22 protein-coding genes are annotated in these 19,901 nt (G+C 43.8%); 7 read left to right on the plus strand and 15 right to left on the minus strand.

Going from position 1 to position 19,901, the window contains the following annotated elements:
• Nucleotides 1-161: 161 nt before the first annotated feature.
• From CDZ87_RS12435 to CDZ87_RS12450, 4 genes are all read right to left on the minus strand, one after another.
• Complete coding sequence (locus CDZ87_RS12435; protein ID WP_100753828.1) at nt 162-1,319, minus strand: conjugal transfer protein TraF; 1,158 nt, start codon at nt 1,317-1,319, stop codon at nt 162-164.
• A gap of 69 nt (nt 1,320-1,388) precedes the next feature.
• Complete coding sequence (locus CDZ87_RS12440; protein ID WP_100753829.1) at nt 1,389-1,703, minus strand: GIY-YIG nuclease family protein; 315 nt, start codon at nt 1,701-1,703, stop codon at nt 1,389-1,391.
• Nucleotides 1,703-2,356: a YceH family protein gene (locus CDZ87_RS12445; RefSeq protein ID WP_100753830.1), complete on the minus strand. Its 654-nt coding sequence runs from the start codon at nt 2,354-2,356 to the stop codon at nt 1,703-1,705. Before CDZ87_RS12445 ends, CDZ87_RS12440 begins: the two co-directional genes overlap by 1 nt.
• Before the next feature lie 27 nt (nt 2,357-2,383).
• Complete coding sequence (locus CDZ87_RS12450) at nt 2,384-2,614, minus strand: hypothetical protein (protein WP_245834709.1); 231 nt, start codon at nt 2,612-2,614, stop codon at nt 2,384-2,386.
• A 148-nt stretch (nt 2,615-2,762) separates the two neighbouring features.
• On the opposite strand from CDZ87_RS12450, the gene CDZ87_RS12455 reads away from it, so the two are divergent.
• Entirely contained in the window at nt 2,763-3,080 is a 318-nt protein-coding gene (locus CDZ87_RS12455; protein WP_038176640.1) for a DUF496 family protein, read from the plus strand.
• Between the two features lie 295 nt (nt 3,081-3,375).
• On the plus strand, nt 3,376-3,621 hold the full coding sequence (locus tag CDZ87_RS12460; RefSeq protein ID WP_100753832.1) for a YgjV family protein: 246 nt from the start codon (nt 3,376-3,378) through the stop codon (nt 3,619-3,621).
• A 74-nt stretch (nt 3,622-3,695) separates the two neighbouring features.
• On the opposite strand, the gene CDZ87_RS12465 is transcribed toward CDZ87_RS12460, so the two are convergent.
• Nucleotides 3,696-4,313, minus strand: coding sequence for an OmpA family protein (locus CDZ87_RS12465; RefSeq protein WP_100753833.1), 618 nt, complete (start codon nt 4,311-4,313; stop codon nt 3,696-3,698).
• Between the two features lie 268 nt (nt 4,314-4,581).
• Here CDZ87_RS12465 and CDZ87_RS12470 point away from each other — a divergent pair, with 268 nt between their 5' ends.
• Nucleotides 4,582-5,202: a thioredoxin domain-containing protein gene (locus CDZ87_RS12470; RefSeq protein ID WP_100753834.1), complete on the plus strand. Its 621-nt coding sequence runs from the start codon at nt 4,582-4,584 to the stop codon at nt 5,200-5,202.
• A 17-nt stretch (nt 5,203-5,219) separates the two neighbouring features.
• A complete protein-coding gene (bamJ, locus tag CDZ87_RS12475) occupies nt 5,220-5,693 on the plus strand; it encodes a BamJ family beta-barrel-assembly machinery protein (protein WP_100753835.1) in 474 nt (157 codons plus the stop codon).
• 41 nt (nt 5,694-5,734) lie between these two features.
• Here bamJ and CDZ87_RS12480 read toward each other — a convergent pair whose 3' ends face one another.
• The 5 genes from CDZ87_RS12480 to nrdD form a co-directional block, all read right to left on the minus strand.
• Nucleotides 5,735-6,133, minus strand: a complete 399-nt coding sequence (locus tag CDZ87_RS12480; protein ID WP_100753836.1) for an NUDIX hydrolase — start codon at nt 6,131-6,133, stop codon at nt 5,735-5,737.
• Between the two features lie 247 nt (nt 6,134-6,380).
• Entirely contained in the window at nt 6,381-7,082 is a 702-nt protein-coding gene (locus CDZ87_RS12485; protein ID WP_100753837.1) for an ATP-dependent zinc protease family protein, read from the minus strand.
• A 64-nt stretch (nt 7,083-7,146) separates the two neighbouring features.
• A complete protein-coding gene (locus CDZ87_RS12490) occupies nt 7,147-8,328 on the minus strand; it encodes an amino acid aminotransferase (protein WP_100753838.1) in 1,182 nt (393 codons plus the stop codon).
• Between the two features lie 174 nt (nt 8,329-8,502).
• Nucleotides 8,503-8,970: an anaerobic ribonucleoside-triphosphate reductase-activating protein gene (gene nrdG, locus CDZ87_RS12495; RefSeq protein ID WP_100753839.1), complete on the minus strand. Its 468-nt coding sequence runs from the start codon at nt 8,968-8,970 to the stop codon at nt 8,503-8,505.
• Nucleotides 8,971-9,052: 82 nt separating this feature from the next.
• The gene (nrdD, locus tag CDZ87_RS12500; protein WP_100753840.1) at nt 9,053-11,173 is read right to left on the minus strand and encodes an anaerobic ribonucleoside-triphosphate reductase; all 2,121 of its coding nucleotides are present in this window, start codon (nt 11,171-11,173) and stop codon (nt 9,053-9,055) included.
• Nucleotides 11,174-11,465: 292 nt separating this feature from the next.
• Between nrdD and CDZ87_RS12510 the strand changes: the two genes are divergently transcribed.
• Nucleotides 11,466-12,350 carry an endonuclease/exonuclease/phosphatase family protein gene (locus tag CDZ87_RS12510; protein WP_100753841.1) on the plus strand — a complete coding sequence of 295 codons (885 nt, stop codon included), beginning with the start codon at nt 11,466-11,468 and terminating at the stop codon, nt 12,348-12,350.
• A gap of 36 nt (nt 12,351-12,386) precedes the next feature.
• Here CDZ87_RS12510 and CDZ87_RS12515 read toward each other — a convergent pair whose 3' ends face one another.
• The 5 genes from CDZ87_RS12515 to CDZ87_RS12535 form a co-directional block, all read right to left on the minus strand.
• The gene (locus CDZ87_RS12515) at nt 12,387-15,536 is read right to left on the minus strand and encodes an efflux RND transporter permease subunit (protein WP_100753842.1); all 3,150 of its coding nucleotides are present in this window, start codon (nt 15,534-15,536) and stop codon (nt 12,387-12,389) included.
• Between the two features lie 2 nt (nt 15,537-15,538).
• Entirely contained in the window at nt 15,539-16,498 is a 960-nt protein-coding gene (locus CDZ87_RS12520) for an efflux RND transporter periplasmic adaptor subunit (protein WP_422641423.1), read from the minus strand.
• 88 nt (nt 16,499-16,586) lie between these two features.
• Nucleotides 16,587-17,045: a YeeE/YedE family protein gene (locus tag CDZ87_RS12525; RefSeq protein ID WP_100753844.1), complete on the minus strand. Its 459-nt coding sequence runs from the start codon at nt 17,043-17,045 to the stop codon at nt 16,587-16,589.
• An 18-nt stretch (nt 17,046-17,063) separates the two neighbouring features.
• Complete coding sequence (locus tag CDZ87_RS12530) at nt 17,064-17,483, minus strand: YeeE/YedE family protein (RefSeq protein WP_100753845.1); 420 nt, start codon at nt 17,481-17,483, stop codon at nt 17,064-17,066.
• Nucleotides 17,484-17,507: 24 nt separating this feature from the next.
• Nucleotides 17,508-17,816 carry an ArsR/SmtB family transcription factor gene (locus tag CDZ87_RS12535; RefSeq protein WP_100753846.1) on the minus strand — a complete coding sequence of 103 codons (309 nt, stop codon included), beginning with the start codon at nt 17,814-17,816 and terminating at the stop codon, nt 17,508-17,510.
• A 162-nt stretch (nt 17,817-17,978) separates the two neighbouring features.
• On the opposite strand from CDZ87_RS12535, the gene CDZ87_RS12540 reads away from it, so the two are divergent.
• Entirely contained in the window at nt 17,979-18,164 is a 186-nt protein-coding gene (locus CDZ87_RS12540) for a YgaP family membrane protein (RefSeq protein WP_100753847.1), read from the plus strand.
• Nucleotides 18,165-18,175: 11 nt separating this feature from the next.
• On the plus strand, nt 18,176-19,879 hold the full coding sequence (locus tag CDZ87_RS12545; RefSeq protein ID WP_100753848.1) for an FAD-dependent oxidoreductase: 1,704 nt from the start codon (nt 18,176-18,178) through the stop codon (nt 19,877-19,879).
• The last annotated feature ends 22 nt before the right edge of the window (nt 19,880-19,901 follow it).

The raw sequence follows: 19,901 nt of genomic DNA on the forward strand, positions 1-19,901 counted from the left end.
TCTATGTGCTACCGAAGTTGGACCGACTTGACCAATTAAATAATTAAATTGGTATAACTATTTAGTATCATTATATGTTTAGTATAAAATGGACCGAGTTAATCAAATTACTGCATTAACATACTCATTTAACTCGGTTTTTTCATTATGCCGTATAGCGTTTAGAACGTAAAAGATAAATTACCAGAAAGGCCAAATTGATTATCTCCTGCGTAGCTACCCGCAAGGTCAATACTCACGAGGTCTCCTGGGCTGATGCCAAGACCAAGCGTGACTTCATCATCTAAGGTGTCCTGAATATCAGCTTGATATCCAGCACGTAACTGAACCCAACCAAAGAGATTGCCTTCAACACCGAGACGTAGGAACTGAGTTTCATCCTTAAGATCAGTGAATCGCTCTTGCTGCGTAACATCCCAATCAACCGTTGCGACAAAGTAATCCATTGCATAACTGCCCGAGAGTGTCACTTGTGTATTGAGCTTATAACGACTTACTCCACCAATATTCTGTGTATCTATCTCTTGCGAGAATAGATCTTTAACCACGACACCAAGACGATAGTCGTAAATCAACCAAACGGCGCCAAGATCAAGGTTAAAGGCATTGTTGTTCGTTTCGCTCTGGTCATAATCATCAAGTTCAAAATCTTGGACAGAAAGGCTCTGTTTATAAGTGCGCAGTTCCTGATATTTAGGCGTGATACCAAACGATACGTCTTGACCAGCGATAGCAAAACGCTTGGCCAAGGCAACTCCATATTCGGAATAACCAAACGCAATCATATCGACATTCGAATTTTCATAACGCGATTTTACCGCTGAAGTAGTATCGCCACCGTTCGCTGCAATTTCAGGAGACGCCACAATCTCAGCGTATCCACGCAGGAAGAAGTTTGCTGATAAGGTATTGATAGGTAGGGCAACCGCAAGCGCTGCGCCACCGGTCACCGCAAGTGCTTTGTTGTCTGACAATTGAGTAAGATAGCTATTGAGCAACGCCGCTTGGGCTGGATCTGTACTGCCGCCATTTTCGAATTGTTTGATGGTATCTTGGAGCGAATCGATGGTATCGAGAGACTCATCCGTATCTCGTAACGTTACGCCAACCGCTGGCACCAAAATACCAAAGTCATCGCTATCACGGTAGATTGCGGTTAACGCAGGATTATAGAACGGAGCTAACACGTAATCGGCACTTGTCACCCCCGTATTGCCCATTCCGTTGCCACGACCATCCGGAACCACACTGGCCGAATAGGTGAGGCTAGAAAAAGCTAAAGCTCCGAACACCGCTGCTATTTTTTTGTATTGATTCATATCCGTATCAACCTTATTTTATTTATTCATTTTCAAGGTTAATACAAAAATAATCATCCTGACGGGCTATTAATCAATCAATACCATATCTAATGTGATCAGAGTTTCATTTTGGCAGGAAATTAAGCGTTCTTTTTTTGCTTTGGAGAGTTTTTTAATTCGAGACTCAATTTTAGAAGCCTCACTACGACTATGCCCTGCTGGATGGGACCACGCCAAAATAAGCGGAGATTTCCCCTTTAAGGCCTTAGCTCCTCGTCCGCTGCAATGCTCAGAAAAACGTCGCTCTACGTTCGTTGTAATACCGCAGTAGAGCGCGTTATTAGGCATGCGAATCAAGTACACATACCAATTAGTTGTTAAACAACTCGGACTTAGCGACATTATGCGGTCAACTGTTCAAAGAGTGCTTTTAATTCAGTAAGATCCTGTTTAAGTTGAGCAACCTCTTGCTCGAGTATATCAATACGTTCACTGCCCACAGCCACAGTACTCTCAGTGATATTGGGTATGTCGTTGATATCAACCTCACCACTAAATAGATGCATATAGCGTGATTCACGCTTACCCGGTTCACGTGGCAGTTTAACCACGAGCGCCCCTTCGCTACGCACTGCCATATGTTCTAACGCGGCTTCAACCTCTTTAACATCCGTAAAATCAGCCAGTCTATTTGTGCGGGTTCTTAATTCTCCTGGGGTCTGAGCGCCACGCAATAACAAACAACAGGCGATCGCCTTTTCCTGTTTAGTTAATTTGAGGTCGCCAAATTCCGTATTGCAAAAACGGTGGCGAAATTTGCTAGTACGGCTGTTGAAGCTACTTTCATCACTAATGAGTCTTCTTGCAATCAAGTTGTCTACGGCCTGTTGAACGTCAATTTCACTTAAAGACATGACAGGCTCACGATTGCTTTTTTGGTTGCACGCCGCCGTCAAACTATTCAGTGAAAGTGGATAATAATCTGGCGTTGTGACTTCTTTTTCAATCAGCGCACCAATAACACGAGTCTCAACTTGGGTTAGTTCAATGTTCATATCGTTTCCTTGTTATTCTTTGGTTATTTAGTGCTCAGATATAATGGCAACTCTTTTAATATTACCGTTCTCATCAATCATGACAATTTTACTACGATTTAACTCTACCTCAGTCACTTCTTGATGAGCACGCTCATGTTTATACGCTTTGGTTAGCCGAGGAGCGCGCTCAGGTTCACTCTCACTTAAAGTAGGGACGATGATTTCAGACGTTTGGGGCATACAGGTTTGAACTCGTTTTAACAATAGTCGAATCATATATGGTTACTGAAACTCGCTCAATGACTAGACTCGAGATTGGCGATAAATACATCAAGCTAAGGTAATGATTGATCTAAAGACTGTTATCGCGCCAGATGATGTGATTTAATCATTGTGGTTATTCAAAATATTAGGAATGGGAACTATGAGTGGTGTCTTTGAAATCGTAGCTCAAGCACGTCGTAAGAATAAGTTAAAACGTGAACTGTTAGACAACGAGAAAAAGGTTCGTGACAACCGTAAACGTGTTGACTTGCTTGAAAACCTTCTTGATTACATCAAGCCAGAAATGACCAACGAAGAAATTGTGTCGATCATTAAAAATATGAAAGGCGACTACGAAGACCGTGTTGATGATCACATCATCAAGAGCGCTGAAATATCAAAAGAGCGTCGCGATATCAGTCGTCGGATTCGTGAACTGACTGAAGAAGACAAAATCATTCAGGGCAAAAAGAAATAATACCTGACAAATAACTCAAAGAGCCTACCATGATGGTAGGCTTTTTTATGCATCAGTGAGTGTAACGGATACGCCAACATAATTGGTTATTATAATATTATAAATAAGGTGAAACGTTTGCGTAATCGCTAACCTTCTCCGTTCATATTTTTGGGGCTTTCATCACAAATTTAGCCCTGTTATATTTCAAAAAAGTTAATCATTTAGACCATTCGAGGCACGGAGCTTCCTCAATTATCTCACGATGAGAAGAATTGGTACCGACCTAAGTCGGCAAAATTAAGAGGGTCAAATTATGGATATGGTTGAAATTTTAGGCTACGCAGCTTCAATTATGGTTGCGATCTCATTAACAATGAAAGATATCGTTAAACTGCGTGTTCTTAACTTTATCGGTTGTGCGTTGTTTACGTCATACGGCCTAATGATCGATGCTTGGCCAGTAGTTGTCACCAATGGCTTCATTGCCTGTGTCAATGTCTACTTTCTTGCAAAAATGCAAATTGAAAAAAAAAGCGAGCAAGTAAAAAACGTCGCATAAGTAGTACTACATCGATGACAAGCCCTTGAGCTTCAAACTCAAGGGCTTTTGATTGAAGAGCTTGATTGTTGAGCCTAGTTATTTGCCACAATGAATAGCACTTCCACTCGCCGGTTGCATGCTTTTCCTTCCTTAGTCTTATTACTGCAAGCTGGGACGTACTCGCCATATCCGCGGGTAAAAATCGAATCCATTGCAACATTATTGCTCATCAACTTCTGTTTGACGGCACTCGCGCGTTTCATCGACAAACTATCATTGAATGTCGGGGCACCGCTGCTATCAGCATGACCGTCAATTACAATATCAATGCCCGGCTGAGTCGCGAGATAGCCCCCCATCATATCAAGCCAATATGCTGAGTCTGTTGAAACACGAGACGATCCGGTATTGAATTTAATGGTGTCTTTAAGTTTAACCATCACGTGATTACCTGGCAGTAATTCGTAATCAACACCTTTGCTAAGCAAGAAGCTCTGCAGATCGTTATAACTTTGAGTTCGTTGTTGTCCGAATGGGCCTTTCACGCCCGAGCTAGCGATGGTCGGCGTTGTTCCCCATTCAGGATAGCGCACATCAAAATCAGACTTAGGCGCGGTATCTAACAGGTCATCACCGAACATAGCCATCTGCTCTTTTAAGCCGCTACATCCAGAAAGTAACAAGATCAGAGGTAATACAAAGCGCTTCATTAGTTCACCGTTGGTTCCTTTTCGATACCATTTCTTTATCGGCCGTAACGCCAAGACTTTAGCATTTTTTGTACTGGTTTCACTTAATTTTGTGAACACTATATGGCAACAAACCACACAAACTCATTGAAAGACATACTTTGTAATGTCATTTTTTAATCCGAGTGTTTCGCTTCGCTACCTGAACAAGTAGAATCAATCCATTGTTAATTCACTGATTTATAAATACCATACCCCACTTTTATCAGCGAGGTTAAGAGAGTAAACGATGAAAAAAATAACGACCCTGTTCTTTATCGCTTTGTCTGCGATTTTGCTCGGTTGTAGCGAAAGTGATGTGCCTAAACAAGGCGAGCATTATCAGATCCTAGCTGCTAATTTAACAACGTTCAGGCTCCCTGCTGTAACGGAAGTATTCTCGTTAAACTGTGGCCATTGCCGCAAGATGGAAGACCAGCTTGCTAAGGTCGAGGAATTAACGGGACAAGACATCGGTAAAGTACACGTGACCTTTAACGAAAGTGCTCGAATTGCTGCGATGGTCTACTATGCTGCTGAAATGCAATTTGGTAAAAAACCCGATTATCAAATGATGACGGAATTGTTTGCCGCAACGCAACTTAGCAATGACTCAACCTCTGCCGATAAAAAAGCCGCCATTGATCTTGCTTTTCATAACCGCAATTTTGTCAGTCCTTACGACTTCAATGAGGCCGAGCAAAAACGACTGTTTGCCGCGATGCAAATCGCTGATGACATTACAACCACAGGTCAAATCAACTCGGTACCTACCTTTATTATTAATGGTAAATATCAAGTCATGACGAGTGGACACCGCGATGTTGAAAGCATCGCAGATACAATCAACTATTTACTACAGCAACCATAATTTAACGGAAAGGATTTATGTCTAAGATTATTTTTCCAATCATTATCTTCGTACTAGCGGGCTTTTTCATCTATCGTACTTGGACCAATCATAAATCGAGCGAAGAAAACTTTGCCGTTGGACAAGCATTTTTAATCGAAAATGGAAACAAAGAAGACGTCATCACGACAGAAAGTGGCTTACAATATCAAATTCTGCATAAAGGCGAAGGCAATGTTCATCCGACAGTAAGCAACACGGTTAAGGTTCATTACCACGGTATGCTTCTTGATGGCACTGTTTTTGATAGTTCTGTCGAACGCGGCGAGCCAATCAGCTTCAAACTCAATCAAGTCATTAAAGGTTGGCAAGAAGGCCTAACCTACATGTCTGAAGGAGATAAATTTCGCTTGTTTATTCCTAGTACGCTTGGTTATGGAAAAAATGGTACCGGCCCTATTCCACCAGCCGCAACTCTGATTTTTGAAGTTGAATTGTTAGAGATTCAATAGAGGGTAGAGGCCAATCCGTTGATTGGCCTTTTAACTGTTCGTTAGTCGATAGCAGCCGTTTCTTTTTTGCTATAGCGACTTAGATGTTTATTTATGAAGTCAATATCTGCCGCATAAAAGTCGTCGAGTGGCAAATCTTTGAACTTAACCCATTCAAATTGAGCCTCTTTATCGCTAAGCAATGGCTGGTCTTCTGCATTAAAGATAGCGTAGTAAATACGTCCACCAAAATCATTAATACCGCTAAACGTTGCCACATGGCTATCAGCATCAATGCCAGAGATCTCTTGCAACTCTCTTTTTGCTGCATCCGTACCAGTTTCATTATCCTTCACTGCACCACCGGGAAACTCGCGTATTTCTCCTTGTGCAGGACATCCACGCTTTTTAAGTAACACCTTGCCATCATTTATCACTATCGCCATAGCTAAGTGCTTCATATTTGACTCCTTTTCAATTTTTACTTTATTTCCGTACAGCTTTAGTTGGGTTTTTAGCAACACATTAACGAAGCAATTTTCGTTTGAGACACTTATTAGAGAGCTGTACAGTAGACCGACTTGAGCGGACAAATAGTAACCTAGCCGCTTGAAGTTCGCAGATGAGAAAAGCAAAAATATGATCTAGGAGATAAAAAAGCCAGTATCTTGTCGTGCTACTGGCTTAGTTTTGTGCGCTAAAACACTATTATTTGTGTTTATCTTGGATGTATTTCTGGCTTACATCGACAACGGCCACATCTTTAAAAAAACTACGCCCAAGTAGTAATGGGTAAGTTAAATGGCTCCTGTCAGCTAAAGTAAAGTCAGTTTTTTCTTTTAGATCACCAACCTGCAGCCACGCTTCGACAACTGCACGATCTTGTGTTCCTTCTGAATTCGATTGACGTATCTTGACCCAACGTTTAACGGGCAATGCCATCTCTTTACTTTTGATGTTATCGTGTTCAATTTTGAACTTAACCCAATCTTTACCGTCTCTTTCAAACGGCACAATATCTACCGCACTGATTGATGATGTAGTCGCACCAGTGTCAACACGCGCACGAAAGTTTTGTTCAAGGCCAGGAATATAAACCCACTCTTCTTCACCAAGAAGTAGCTTTCCATCAGCGGTCTTTTGGGCCGGTTTTTTTGCCACCGGTGTGGTAGTTTTTACTTCAGGCGTTGGCGTTTTGGGCGCCTTGACCACAGGCTCTTCAGGTTTGACCGTTGGAGGGATGATTTCAGGAGTGTCAACTTGCGAGTCTTGAGGTTGTTCTATTTTTTCTGATTGTTCTACTTCATCAGCTTGTTGCTTTGGTTCTGTTACTTGTTGGCCAGTCGTTGAACAGGCGACTAAACCACCACTCAACATTAATGGAACGAGTACTTTCCACGTTTTGTTCATTTGCTCACCTAATCATAATCAATCGGATCTAGATGAAACGGGGCTGATAACAACCCCGTTAGTATTAAGCGACGTTCACAATTGCTTGGGCGACATATGGAATATCTCTTTCTGTCAATCCTGCAACGTTGATTCGACCATCCCCAACACCATAGATCCCGTATTCTTCGCGCAGTCGCGCCATCTGGTCTTGGCTAAATCCTAGCACAGTAAACATTCCTTTGTGACTCTCGATAAAGTCGAATTGTGAAGTATTGTAGTTATTTCTCAACTCGTTACACAAGATTTTACGCAGGTTTAACAATCGTTGCTGCATTTCACTTAACTCTTGCTTCCAAACCGTTGTGAGCTCTTGATTTTGCAAGATCGTTTTTACTAGTGCAGCGCCATGATCAGGTGGCATCGTGTAAGTTGCACGTGCGAGGGTCATCAGTTTGCCTTTGGCATTATTAACATCATGCTGAGATTTACCCACCACAATCGCCGCTCCTGTACGCTCGCGATATAATCCGAAATTCTTTGAACACGAGGTCGTAATCAACATCTCTTCGACGTTATCTGCCATATAACGGAGCCCTTGGGCATCTTGTTCAAGCCCATCACCGAAGCCTTGATAAGCAATATCGACAAAAGGGGTAAAACCATTTTTCTGTGCAAGTTGGGTAATCACCTTCCATGCATCAAAATCGATGTCTGCCCCTGTTGGGTTATGACAGCAACCGTGCAGTAAGACGACATCGTCAGGACCAGCAGTTGATAAATCATCCAGCATACGAGCGGCATCAACTTGCTTAGTTTCTGGGCTAAAGTAGTGATAATGTTTCACTTTAAGCCCTGCCGCTTCCATTACTGGGCGATGATTTACGTAACTTGGGTTTGAAATCCAAATCGTTGTATTTGGCTGGGCCACCTTCATTAGGTCGCCAAGCATGCGCAATGCACCACTCGCCCCTGGCGTTTGAATAGCAGCAACACGATCCATTGCCGAAGTCCCATCAAGCAGTAAGTTAACCATCGACTGGTTGAACTCTTCACAGCCTGCAAGGCCAACGTAGGATTTGGTTTTTTGCGTCGCAACGACGATATCTTGTGCTTGTGAAATCGCCTTCATGACAGGCGTTTCACCTGCGCTGTTTTTATAAACGCCGATGCCAAGATCAACTTTTTCGCTGCGAGGATCGCTGCGGTAAGCAACAGATAGAGAAAGAATAGGATCCAATATTGGAGTCGGTAATTGAGAGAACATGAAAGTCACAACCCTTTGAAATTCAAGTAATGGGCATCAACTTACCATCTAATTTACAAATCTAGAAATAAAATTTCAGTTCTAAAGAGCAAAACAGGATAAAAGCCCACAAAAATTAACAATACGTTAACCTGACGAGCCGCCATCAGGACCATATCCTGCTATTGCACTAATTCACACTGTAAATGTGTGAATTATTTGGTTGGAACTTCCACGCCACTCAAGGTTGAGATCGCGTTTATCTTGTTCGTACTTCCCATCAATTAATGTATCGATGAGATTGACGACGTCACGCTGCTCTTGATTGAGTTCACTCAAACAATACCCTGTCCAGACCCAAATGTCTTTATCCGGGCACTCTGCGCGAACTCGCTTAACCAGTTGAAACACACTCGCGACATTAGCAGGATGGAGCGGATCGCCTCCAGACAACGATAGTCCACGTCTTTTAATTCGAGTATCATTAAGATCAGCGATAATGCGGTCTTCGGCCTGTTGAGTAAACGCAATGCCTGAATCAAGCCTTTGCGTTGATTGGTTGTAGCATCCTTTGCATTGATGCACACACCCTGATACAAACAAGGTACAACGTGTTCCGGGCCCGTTGACAACGTCAATTGGATAATATTGATGGTAATTCATCGATGAAGTCTCGAAATAAATCGTTGATGTATAGGAAGCAATAGAACCCTAAACACAGGGCTCTGACCACACAGCGATATCATTACAGGTGCTTGACACGTCGTTTAACTTCTTCTTGTTTGCCAAAATTGAACGGTCTCGCATCGGGACTGCCTAAATAGCCACAAACACGTCGTGTTACTGACACCTTGGTTGAATCATGATTGCCACAGCTTGGGCAAGTAAAACCCTTACTGGTGCAATCAAATTCGCCATTGTATCCACATTCGTAACATTCATCGATTGGCGTGTTAGTGCCATAGTAAGGCACGCGACTGTAGCTATAATCCCAAACGTTTTCTAACGCTTCAATATTGCGCTGCATATTTGGGAATTCACCGTAACAGATAAACCCACCACTCGATACTGGTGGGTATGGCATCTCAAAATCAATCTTGTCGTACGGATTAACTTTTTTCTCAACATCTAAGTGAAAGCTGTTGGTGTAATAACCTTTGTCAGTTACGCCTTTAATAACACCATATTCTTTGGTATCAATTCGGCAAAAACGACTGCACAAGTTTTCACTCGGTGTGCCATACAAGCTATAGCCATAACCAGACTCTTGCGTCCATTGATCAACCTTGCTTTTTAGGTACTTAACGATGTCGATCGCTTTTTGGCGTAATTTAGCATCATCGTAAACGTGCGACTCATTGCCAAACAATGCATTTATAGTTTCATGGATACCAATATAACCGAGCGAAATCGATGCACGTCCATTTTTAAAGATACTGGCGATCGACTCATCTTCTTTAAGCCGGACACCACACGCGCCTTCCATATATAAAATTGGAGCGACGCGAGCTTTGACGTTTTCTAATCTAGAAATCCGCGTTTCAAGGGCTCGACGTGCTAAGTCTAACTTTTGATCAAGCAGTGTATAAAATGCTTGTTCATCACGGTTAGCAGCCAACGCGATACGTGGCAAGTTGAGACTCACCACCCCCAGATTATTACGCCCCTCATGTATTAGCTCACCATTTTCTTCATAAGTACCTAAGAAACTGCGACATCCCATTGGGGTTTTAAATGATCCGGTGATCTCGACCACTTTGTCATAATTAAGAATGTCTGGGTACATACGTTTAGAAGCACACTCAAGCGCCAGCTGTTTGATGTCGTAATTGGGATCTTTTGGTTGGTGATTTAAACCCGCTTTGATGCCAAAAACTAACTTAGGAAACACCGCAGTTTTGCGATTTTTACCTAATCCCGCAATACGGTTTTTCAAGATCGACTGTTGAATTAGACGCGATGCCCAACTTGTACCTAGGCCAAAACCAAAAGTGACAAATGGCGTTTGTCCATTCGCGGTATGCAGCGTATTGACTTCATATTCTAAGGACTGGAAAGCATCAAAACACTCTTTCTCGGTGCGAGCCTTTGCAAATGCTTGTGCATTGGGGATATCCCACTCTTGAGCAATACTAAGATGTTTCTCAAAACTTGACTCTACATATGGTTCAAGAACTTCATCAATACGGTTGATGGTCGTTCCACCATAAATATGGCTAGCAACTTGTGCAATGATTTGCGCCGTTACGGCTGTGGCGGTTGAAATTGACTTAGGTGTATCAATTTCAGCATTACCCATCTTAAAACCATGGGTTAGCATTCCCTTCAAATCAATAAGCATGCAGTTAAACATTGGGAAGAACGGCGCGTAGTCTAAATCGTGGTAATGAATATCACCCAACTCATGAGCTTGGACAATATCACGCGGTAAAATGTGTGTTTTCGCGTAGTGTTTCGCAACGATACCAGCTAACAAATCACGTTGAGTGGGGATCACTTTACCATCTTTATTGGCATTTTCATTGATGAGGTCAACATTGCTCTCTTCAATCAAACCTTCGATTTCACGCGTCAAAGTACTTTGTTTTTCTCGTGCAATATCTCTGTCATGGCGGTATTCGATATATGAACGTGCCAGTGACTTATACGGCCCTTGCATAAGCTCGTTTTCAACCAGGGTTTGGATTTCGATGATGTGTACTTCATCGTGATCTTTTAGCTGCAACTCCACCGCAAGCGCAACATTAAGCGCATAGATTGCGATTTGATTGTCGACGTGCTCAGCTGCAGATTCGACAGCAGCTTGAATGCGATCCCTGCTAAATGGCGCCCTAGAGCCATCACGCTTGATTACGATTGGTTTCACCTTTTCTCCTTACCCCAGTATACTCACAGAGTTATCCACAAACACACTATATAGGGCGATTTGTAATTCAACTGACACTATATATTGTGGCGTATTAAACGAAATGACACACAGATTGGTATTGATTTCGATCAATAAAAGGAGAGCCTCGCTCAAGAACAAATCGATCTTAGTGGTACTGATCTCAGATAAAAAGAAATTGATGTAAATTAGAAAAATGCTGGCTATTCCACTTGATTTTTGTAGACATCTTATAAGATAAAGGCTGCAACTATTTTCAGGAATTTACCTTATGTTCAACGTTAAACATTGGCTGCTTGGGATCGGTTTTTGGCTACTGGTACCAGTAACTGTACTAGCCGAACAAAAACTCGTCTACAGCAGTTGGAACCTTGAATGGTTATCGAGCAATCCCTCTGGAAAGTTCCCCAGCTCACAACGAACCAATGGCGATTATCAAGCCCTTAGTCGCCACTTTAATCAACTCGATAGTGACGTGTTGGCGTTTCAAGAAGTCAACGACTTAGTTGCCCTGCGCAAGGTAGTCGGAAATGACTATCAACTTTACTTATCACAGCGCTCTGAGCCTCGATACCAAATGCTGCAATTTACCGATATCAATCAGTACACGGGTTTTGCGGTGCGTAAAGGTATCAGTGTGGAGAACAAAACGGATGTTCGGTTGGATGTCCACAGTAACAGCAAGCTTAGATTTGCTAAGTATGTGGTGATTAACCCAGCAAGTGATGGCGCAATTCACTTATTGTCGGTGCACCTCAAAGCGCGCTGCTCGGGCGCATACAAAAACAACGCGGCCTGCCGCACGTTAAACTCACAAGCAAAAGCGTTAAACCAATGGATAGTGCAACGTGAGGCGAATCAACAGGCTTACATGATTATTGGTGACTTCAACCATAACCTCTCCTACCCTAACGATTGGTTATGGCAAACCCTGAGCACCAACAGTCAGGCGAAGTTGGCCACAAGAAACACCTCAGCCGAGTGTAAAGTCCGCTCTCGCAAGCAACCGAATAAAACTCACCAATTCCGCTCGCTGATCGACCATGCAGTGATTAGTCATGATTTGGCGCTAAAATCGGTAAAACAAATCACCTATGAGCTTGATGACTTGTTTCAATATCAATTGAGCGATCATTGTCCGTTACGTCTACAGTGATCAAAAAGACCCCGCGTTAACAGCGGGGCCATTCAACTATTCAAAGCGTTTTCGCATCGCGACATAATAGAGCACTGGTATCACTAACAGTGTCAATATGGTCGAGACAAAGATACCAAAAATAAGACTGATAGCGAGACCATTGAATATCGGGTCATCAAGGATAAAGACTGCACCTATCATTGCTGCCAGTGCAGTTAGCATGATCGGTTTGGCTCGCACTGCGGCCGATTGAATAACCGCTTCGGCAAACTCCACACCCTCGGTAACCTGCTGGTTAATAAAATCAACCAACAGAATCGAGTTACGCACAATAATACCCGCTAGCGCAATCATGCCAATCATCGATGTGGCGGTAAACTGCGCGCCGAGCAACGCATGCCCTGGCATAACGCCAATGATGGTCAACGGTATTGGCGCCATTATGATCAGTGGCACTAAGTAAGATTTAAACTGTGCGACGACTAACAGATAAATCAGTATCATACCCACTGCATAGGCGATGCCCATATCTCTGAAGGTTTCGTAGGTAATGGTCCACTCCCCATCCCACAAGACCGAAACCCCTTCTAATCCATCGGGCTGATTGAGGTAGTACTGCTCGACATCCATCTGACTATCAAGCGCACTGCCGATAGTAAACATGCCATACAGTGGGCTATCCACCGAGCCAGACATATCGCCAACCACCATAATCATTGGAACCATGTTTTTATGCACGATATAGTCATCCATGCGCGTTTTACGCACGGTGACCAAGTCAGACAAAGGATAAGCTTGAGCAGTTTGGCTGCCTACTTTCATGTTTAATATTTGCTCCAAACGGACTTTGGCACTCTCACTTGCTTGCAGTTGAATCGGTACTGGGTACTTGCTATGTTCACTATGCAGATAGCTGACAGGTTTGCCACCGACTGACGTCGCCAAGGCGTCGACAATCGATGCATACGATACTTGTAGGTGCGCAGCTTTACTGCGGTCAATCACCACCTGCCATTTCTGATGAACCTCGGGCAAGTACATATCAACATCAACAATGTCATCAGTTGCTCGAAATATTTGCCGAATCTCGCGTGCAGCTTGGCTGCGAATCTCTGGGGTTGGGCCATACACTTCAGCCAAAATTGGTGACCACACAGGTGGCCCAGGGGGCACTTCAACCACTTTAACTTTACCGGCAAACTTTTGTGCTACTTGATTGAGCACAGGTCTGATGGCAGCGGCAATCTCATGACTGTCGCGCTCACGCTCTTTGCGACTCGCAAGATTAACTTGAATATCACCTTGATGAGATTGGTCGCGAGTAAAATAGTGACGAACCAAGCCGTTGAAATTGATCGGTGCAGCAGTACCAGCGTAGATCTGATAGCTGTTCACTTCTGGTACTTGGTTTAGCTTAGTACCCATTTCAAATAACACTCGCTGAGTGCGCTCTAACGAGGTCCCTTCTGGCATATCAAGCACCACTTGGAACTCAGATTTATTATCAAATGGCAGCATTTTCAGCACCACCGCTTGCATCACGGGCAACATAATCGAGCCCACAATCAAAGCCAGAATCGCCAGCAGTAACATAAAACGGTTTCGTCCTTGAGCTTTCGCCGTCACAAAGGGCGTCATCATGGTATGAAAAACTGAATTCGCCTGAGTTTGTTGTTTGTGCGGTGATGGCTTTAACACGTGGCTTGCCAACCAAGGAGAGACGACAAATGCCACGATTAAGGAGATAAGCATCCCCATCGAGGCGTTAATTGGGATAGGACTCATATAAGGCCCCATCAAGCCGCTCACAAAAGCCATGGGTAGTAGCGCAGCAATCACAGTGAATGTGGCTAAAATAGTTGGCCCACCCACCTCATCGACCGCGCTAGGAATTAATTGTTTGAGTTTTGCTTTACCAAGCGACATATGTCGGTGGATATTTTCCACCACGACAATCGCATCATCGACCAATATTCCGATAGAAAAGATAAGCGCGAACAACGAAACGCGGTTTAAAGTAAATCCCCATGCCCATGACGCGAAAAGTGTGATCATTAAGGTAACAACAATGGCGAAACCGACCACGAACGCCTCACGCCACCCCATAGTCAGTATCACCAAAATCACCACCGCGACAGTGGCAAACGCTAACTTACCAATCAGGGTACTACTTTTATCGGCCGCTGTTTTACCGTAGTCACGGGTAATTTCAATATCGATACCATCAGGGATTAATTGATTTTCCAATTCAAGCAGGCGCGCTTCAATCGCCTTAGCAACATCTACTGCATTTTCGCCCGCCTTTTTGGCAATCGCGATCGTCACGGCGGGGTAGATGTTCTGTTTATCACTGGTCCAAACGTTTTGAGTAGGTGTGTTAGCGCCTAGCTTAACCTCAGCAACATCTTGTAAATAAACTGGAGCGTCATTATGCAGACCGACAACCAGTTGTTTAACTTCTGACACCTGAGTTAAAAATTGACCAACTTGAACAGGAAAGGTCTGATTGTCATGAGTAAGGCGTAACATAGGTGAACGGGTATTCGCCGCAGGAAGGTGTTGATTGAGTTGGTCGATAGTAATGCCAAAGCTGTTCATTTTGACCGGATCAAGCCTAACATCAACAATGGAATTATGACTTCCTATGGTATAAATATCACGCGTACCTTGAATACGTTTAAGTTCGGTTTCTAACCCGTGAGCCACTTGAGTCAATTGTTGCTGATCAAGCGCGCCATTTCTATCGCTTAAAGTGAGGTTGACAATCGGCACATCTTCGATACCTTTCGGTTTTATGATCGGCTCTCCAACCCCCACACCTTTAGGCATCCAGTCTTTATTTGAATAGAGTTTGTTATAGATACGCACCACGGCATCGTTACGGCTAACCCCCACCTCAAAGATAGCGACAATCATCGCACCGTCAGGCTGGGAGAAAGAGTACAGTTTATCGATACCTTGAATTTCTGAAATGATCTGCTCTGCAGGTGTAGTCACTAAGCTTGCTACTTCTTGAGGTGAAGCGCCAGGAAAGGGAATATACACATCGGCAAAAGTCACATCGATTTGTGGCTCTTCTTCTTTGGGTGTCACCATCACGGCAAATAAACCCATCAAAAGCCCCACTAAGGCCAGTAAAGGCGTCATGGCTGAGTTTTGAAAGGCCGCAGCAATGCGACCCGAGATACCGAGTCGATTGTCCATAATTACTCTCCCTCAACAGTTAGAGCTAGCGTTGCAATGACATCGCCCTCTTCAAGGCCTGAAAGCACTTCGACATATTCGCCATACACCTGCCCTAAGCGCACTGGATTCAAAACTTGTGCTTGATTATCGATTCGATAAACCGAACTCAATTCGCCACGGCGCACCACCGCAGACTCCGGAATCACCAGCGTCTGCTTCACACCATAACGAAAGGCCGTTTTCACCCACATTCCCGGTGCCAGTGATCCAATACTCTCGGGTAAAGACAAACGAATTTTAAAGGTATGCGATTGAGGATCGGCGTAACTAAATAGACTCAAATTGGTTGGGGATATTTCAGTACCATCTGCAGAGACCACATCAAACTGATCAATGCTTTGCACTTTGGCTTGATAACGTTGAGGAATCTCAGTTTCGACTCGAAGTAAGTTAAGTCCAAAACCGCTTAATAATGGTGTCCCTGGCGCAACGGTTTCGCCCAATTCAACGTGACGCTTAGTGACAATACCATCGTAAGGCGCGCTAATATTGGTATAACCTAGAGACTCCTTCGCTTGGGCAACATTGGCCCCAGCAGATGTCACCGCCGCTGCTGCGCTGCGCGCGCGCGCTTGCGCACTGTCCATTTGATCTTGGGAAATGGCCCCTTTAGGAAACAGCTGTTTGTAACGCTTTAATTGTGCTTGCGCTTCGTTGTTTTGCGCAACAGCACTCAACAGTTGCGCCTCGGCCGCGTCAAGGGACGCTGATTGTTGAACGGCGCTGATTTCTAGTAATACAGTCCCTTGTTTAACATAGTCATTAACATCCACATACAGACCGACGACTCGACCTGACGTTTGCGCCGCTACCGTGCCTTGATTCACCGGCTGAACAACACCGTCGAGATGAATAATCTGCGAAAGTGGCTTTAAACTAACGGTGTATTGCTGATCGGTTTGTTGAGCATTGACACTCATTGCCGTCGCACACGCAACGGCAATACTCCAACTTATCATGTTCATTACCACCACTCCCTGTTTCGATTCATTCCATCCATAATAGACACTACGCGGTTTGCGTTTGTGACTTGCGACTATCTTGCATACTAATCAATAAGTTTGTCACTCCAAGACCTACCATCATACTAGCAAAGAAAATCCAAACTCCGATGTTGCCTAGCGCCAAGCTTGACATTGCAGGTCCAGGACAAATGCCTGCTAACCCCCAACCTAAACCAAAAATTGCGGCACCGCTGATTAAAGGTGCGTCTACACGTGTTTTTTTAGCTAAGCAAAACTCATCCGCGACTACTGGTGCTTGTAACGGCTTGATGATAAGAAAATAGGCTGGCATATAAATCAATAACGCCCCGCCCATCACAAAGGCCAAGCTTGGGTCCCAAGCGCCAGTGACGTCTAAAAAGGCTAAGACTTTATTAGGATCAGCCATGCCTGAAATAATCATTCCTAGACCAAACAAAAAACCGGTAAATAAAGCGGTTAAGCGGAAAATTAACTTATTCATTTGATTTCTCACTACGAGTTACACTAGGTGAAAGCGGACAAATGCCGTCATGGCGGCGACTAGCATAAAGATCATGGTTGCGATGATGGAGCGACGCGATAAACGCCCTATCCCACAAATACCGTGACCGCTTGTGCAGCCATTTCCTAAACGAGTGCCAATCCCAACCAGTAAACCTGCCGCACCGAGTACCCAGACACTACTATCAAAGCTTGTAGGTATTTCATTAGCAAACACAGACGCACCGACAGCCCCACCAAGCACCATGCCGAGCGAAAACAATAAACGCCACGCAAAGTCTGAAGTTCTAGGCGTCAATAACCCAGTCATAATGCCGCTGATACCTGCGATCTTACCGTTTAGCAACAACAATAAGGTCGCTGAGACGCCTAATAACATACCTCCGGCTAATGATTGCCAAGGGATAGTGAAAGCCATAATTACCTCTAACTGAACAAAAATTTAACCACAAAATGTGGACTGTAAATTGTGAATAAGCTGAACGACACGCTCATCGTCCAACGAATAGAAAACTTGCTGCGATTCTTTGCGCGATTTAATTAACCCATGCTTGCGCAGTACGGTAAGATGCTGAGAAAACGCAGACTGACTTAACACTGAACTGGTCTGTAAAGCGCCTACCCCAACTTCGCCTTTAGTTAACTGACACAGCACCATCAATCGCTCTGGATGAGCCATTACTTTCAACAAATCAGCTGCTTCGACGGCTTTATTTTGCATCTCCGTAATATTAACTGTCTGATCTTTCATGAATCACCTCGGCTTACACATACATTAGATCATACTAAATAACAGTGTTTAGTCAATTCTAATTTAGCATTGGTAAAATTAGATAAATTAACATTAGACTTTTCTAATTTAAATGCCTATAGTGATTAACACTATAGGGAATAGAAACATATGGAGAACATTATGACGCTTGAAAATGCAATTCGAGTATTGGCTGGAAGTATGGTACTTATCTCAGTCATTTTGACACTTACCGTGCATAGTAACTTTGTATGGTTGACTGTTTTTGTTGGTGTTAATCTGATTCAGAGTTCATTCACAGGGATTTGCCCAGCAGTCTATTTTCTTAAAAAGTTAGGTTTCCAATAACGGAGTTATAAATGACTAAGATCGTTATCGTTGGCGGCGTCGCAGGTGGAGCATCAGCCGCCGCACGTGCTCGTCGTTTGAGTGAAGATGCAGAAATCATCATGTTCGAAAGAGGGAATTTCGTCTCGTTCGCCAATTGCGGCTTACCATACCACATAGGTGGCGACATAAAGGATAGAAGTAAGCTCCTCCTTCAAACTCCAGAGAGCTTCTTAGCTCGATTTAACGTTGATGTTCGTGTGATGAACGAAGTCGTCTCTATCGACCGACACAACAAACAGGTTACGGTTAAGAATCTACTAGATAGCAATGAGTATATTGAAAGCTACGACTGCCTTTTACTGAGCCCTGGAGCAGGTCCTGTGGTTCCGCCAATCCCTGGGATTGATAACCCACTAACGCATTCATTGCGTAACATCCCAGATATGGATCGTATCATTCACACCATTCAAATGAATAAACCTGAACACGCAACTGTCGTTGGTGGCGGATTCATTGGTTTAGAAATGATGGAAGCATTCCACCAACTCGGTATTAAAACCACTCTTATTGAGATGGCTGACCAAGTAATGACGCCTGTTGACCGTGAAATGGCGGGGTTTGCTCACGCAGAAATCCGTGAAAAAGGCATCGACCTAAAATTGAGCGTTGCGCTTGAGTCTGTCCAATTTGTTCCAAATGAACATGTGGCCAGCGTAGACGCAGGTGAGAGTGAAAAACATCAACACTTAGAAGGTGAGCTAGAGCTTACGCTTAACAATGGTCAAAAACTAACCACTGATATTCTGATTATGGCTATTGGGGTTCGCCCAGAAACCAAATTAGCGAAAGAAGCGGGATTAGAAATTGGCGCTCTAGGTGGTATTTATACCAATGAATACATGCAAACTAGTGATCCTTCAATTTACGCTGTTGGTGATGCAGTTGAAGAGAAAGATTTTGTCACTGGCGAGCAGACACTTGTTCCTCTAGCGGGCCCTGCTAACCGTCAAGGTCGTATGGCTGCCGACAACATGCTTGGTCGTCAAGAAACTTATCAAGGTACACAAGGCACCGCAATCTGTAAGATTTTTGACCTTGCCGTCGCCTCAACAGGTAAAAACGAGAAGCAGTTGAAACGCGAAGGTGTGGACTATGAAAAAGTTTATGTGCATACCGCCAGCCACGCGAGTTACTACCCTGGCGCTGAAATCGTGTCATTCAAAATGTTGTTCGATCCGAAATCTAGCAAGATTTTAGGTGCTCAAGCCGTTGGTAAAGACGGTATCGATAAGCGTATCGACGTGATGGCTGTTGCTCAGCGTGCCGGTATGACGGTTGAACAGCTTCAACACTTGGAGCTCACTTATGCGCCACCCTACGGAAGTGCGAAAGATGTGATTAACCAAGCTGCGTTTGTTGCAAACAATATCATTAAGGGAGATTCCACTCCAATTCACTTTGATGAAATGGACTCGCTAAGTGACGATCAAATCCTATTGGATGTGCGTAATCCAGGTGAGCTTGATAGCGTGGGTTTCATCAAGGATGCGATTAACATTCCTGTTGACCAACTACGTCACAGAATGGGTGAGCTTCCACAAGACAAAGAAATTGTTATCTACTGTCAAGTTGGATTGCGTGGTCACGTCGCTTATCGTCAGCTAGTCAATAACGGCTATAAAGCCCGTAACTTGATTGGCGGTTATCGTACCTATAAGTTCGCCAAGATATAATAAGAACTGCGCTGACTGTTTA

It is taken from the genome of Vibrio salilacus (assembly GCF_002811245.1).
GTDB classification, from domain to species: domain Bacteria; phylum Pseudomonadota; class Gammaproteobacteria; order Enterobacterales; family Vibrionaceae; genus Vibrio; species Vibrio salilacus.

Bases quoted from the DNA above. Each gene is read 5' to 3' on its own strand.
- CDZ87_RS12435 (WP_100753828.1), bottom strand. From the start codon at position 1,319: ATGAATCAATACAAAAAAATAGCAGCGGTGTTCGGAGCTTTAGCTTTT.
- CDZ87_RS12440 (WP_100753829.1), bottom strand. From the start codon at position 1,703: ATGTCGCTAAGTCCGAGTTGTTTAACAACTAATTGGTATGTGTACTTG.
- CDZ87_RS12445 (WP_100753830.1), bottom strand. From the start codon at position 2,356: ATGAACATTGAACTAACCCAAGTTGAGACTCGTGTTATTGGTGCGCTG.
- CDZ87_RS12450 (WP_245834709.1), bottom strand. From the start codon at position 2,614: ATGATTCGACTATTGTTAAAACGAGTTCAAACCTGTATGCCCCAAACG.
- CDZ87_RS12455 (WP_038176640.1), top strand. From the start codon at position 2,763: ATGAGTGGTGTCTTTGAAATCGTAGCTCAAGCACGTCGTAAGAATAAG.
- CDZ87_RS12460 (WP_100753832.1), top strand. From the start codon at position 3,376: ATGGATATGGTTGAAATTTTAGGCTACGCAGCTTCAATTATGGTTGCG.
- CDZ87_RS12465 (WP_100753833.1), bottom strand. From the start codon at position 4,313: ATGAAGCGCTTTGTATTACCTCTGATCTTGTTACTTTCTGGATGTAGC.
- CDZ87_RS12470 (WP_100753834.1), top strand. From the start codon at position 4,582: ATGAAAAAAATAACGACCCTGTTCTTTATCGCTTTGTCTGCGATTTTG.
- bamJ (WP_100753835.1), top strand. From the start codon at position 5,220: ATGTCTAAGATTATTTTTCCAATCATTATCTTCGTACTAGCGGGCTTT.
- CDZ87_RS12480 (WP_100753836.1), bottom strand. From the start codon at position 6,133: ATGAAGCACTTAGCTATGGCGATAGTGATAAATGATGGCAAGGTGTTA.
- CDZ87_RS12485 (WP_100753837.1), bottom strand. From the start codon at position 7,082: ATGAACAAAACGTGGAAAGTACTCGTTCCATTAATGTTGAGTGGTGGT.
- CDZ87_RS12490 (WP_100753838.1), bottom strand. From the start codon at position 8,328: ATGTTCTCTCAATTACCGACTCCAATATTGGATCCTATTCTTTCTCTA.
- nrdG (WP_100753839.1), bottom strand. From the start codon at position 8,970: ATGAATTACCATCAATATTATCCAATTGACGTTGTCAACGGGCCCGGA.
- CDZ87_RS12510 (WP_100753841.1), top strand. From the start codon at position 11,466: ATGTTCAACGTTAAACATTGGCTGCTTGGGATCGGTTTTTGGCTACTG.
- CDZ87_RS12515 (WP_100753842.1), bottom strand. From the start codon at position 15,536: ATGGACAATCGACTCGGTATCTCGGGTCGCATTGCTGCGGCCTTTCAA.
- CDZ87_RS12520 (WP_422641423.1), bottom strand. From the start codon at position 16,498: ATGAGTGTCAATGCTCAACAAACCGATCAGCAATACACCGTTAGTTTA.
- CDZ87_RS12525 (WP_100753844.1), bottom strand. From the start codon at position 17,045: ATGAATAAGTTAATTTTCCGCTTAACCGCTTTATTTACCGGTTTTTTG.
- CDZ87_RS12530 (WP_100753845.1), bottom strand. From the start codon at position 17,483: ATGGCTTTCACTATCCCTTGGCAATCATTAGCCGGAGGTATGTTATTA.
- CDZ87_RS12535 (WP_100753846.1), bottom strand. From the start codon at position 17,816: ATGAAAGATCAGACAGTTAATATTACGGAGATGCAAAATAAAGCCGTC.
- CDZ87_RS12540 (WP_100753847.1), top strand. From the start codon at position 17,979: ATGACGCTTGAAAATGCAATTCGAGTATTGGCTGGAAGTATGGTACTT.
- CDZ87_RS12545 (WP_100753848.1), top strand. From the start codon at position 18,176: ATGACTAAGATCGTTATCGTTGGCGGCGTCGCAGGTGGAGCATCAGCC.